The 1,064-nt window shown below is 48.0% G+C and carries 3 protein-coding genes; all 3 read right to left on the reverse strand.

The genetic code is table 11. The annotated features are described in order from the left end of the window. Positions 1–505, reverse strand: a 505-nt coding sequence (gene rplE, locus KQJ18_RS24095; protein WP_216422967.1) for a 50S ribosomal protein L5, incomplete at its 3' end; no start/stop codon positions are given. A 14-nt stretch (positions 506–519) separates the two neighbouring features. Next, the gene (gene rplX / locus KQJ18_RS24100) at positions 520–834 is read right to left on the reverse strand and encodes a 50S ribosomal protein L24 (RefSeq protein WP_004106345.1); all 315 of its coding nucleotides are present in this window, start codon (positions 832–834) and stop codon (positions 520–522) included. 10 nt (positions 835–844) lie between these two features. Beyond that, the coding region (gene rplN / locus KQJ18_RS24105; RefSeq protein ID WP_253297563.1) for a 50S ribosomal protein L14 at positions 845–1,064 on the reverse strand (220 nt) is incomplete at its 5' end.

The raw sequence follows: 1,064 nt of genomic DNA on the forward strand, positions 1-1,064 counted from the left end.
GAGCACGGCCTTCTTCGTCAGATTTCGCAGTAGTGGTAATGGTAATATCCAAACCACGCACGCGGTCGACTTTATCGTAGTCGATTTCTGGGAAGATGATCTGCTCACGGACACCCATGCTGTAGTTACCACGACCATCGAATGACTTAGCGGACAGGCCACGGAAGTCACGGATACGTGGAACAGCAATAGTGATCAGACGCTCAAAGAACTCCCACATGCGTTCGCCACGCAGAGTTACTTTACAGCCGATCGGATAGCCCTGACGGATTTTGAAGCCTGCAACTGATTTGCGTGCTTTGGTGATCAGCGGTTTTTGACCGGAGATTGCTGTCAGGTCAGCTGCTGCGTTATCCAGCAGTTTCTTGTCAGCGATCGCTTCACCAACACCCATGTTCAGGGTGATCTTCTCGACCCGAGGGACTTGCATGACAGAATTGTAGTTAAACTCAGTCATGAGTTTAGCGACTACTTCGTCTTTGTAGTAATCATGCAGTTTCGCCATCGTACTACTCCAAATTACTTGATAGTTTCGCTGTTAGATTTGAAGAAACGGACTTTTTTGCCGTCTTCGAATCTAAAGCCTACACGGTCAGCCTTGCCGGTTGCCGCGTTGAAGATTGCAACGTTAGAAACCTGAATAGCAGCTTCTTTTTCAACGATGCCGCCTGGTTGGTTCAGAGCCGGAACCGGCTTCTGGTGTTTCTTAACCAGGTTGATACCTTCAACAATGAGCTTGCCGGAAGACAAGACATTCTTAACTTTACCGCGTTTACCTTTATCTTTACCGGTTAACACGATAACTTCGTCATCACGACGGATCTTCGCTGCCATGATTCGCTCCTTAGAGTACTTCTGGTGCCAGAGAGATAATTTTCATGAACTTCTCGTTACGAAGTTCACGAGTTACCGGCCCAAAAATACGCGTACCGATAGGTTGCTCGCTGTTATTGTTTAAAATAACGCATGCATTACCATCGAAGCGAATGACAGAACCGTCCGGGCGACGAACACCCTTCTTGGTGCGCACCACTACCGCCTTCAGCACATCACCTTTTTTGACC

It is taken from the genome of Citrobacter sp. S55_ASV_140 (genome assembly GCF_018919505.1).
Taxonomy (GTDB): Bacteria; Pseudomonadota; Gammaproteobacteria; order Enterobacterales; family Enterobacteriaceae; genus Citrobacter; species Citrobacter werkmanii.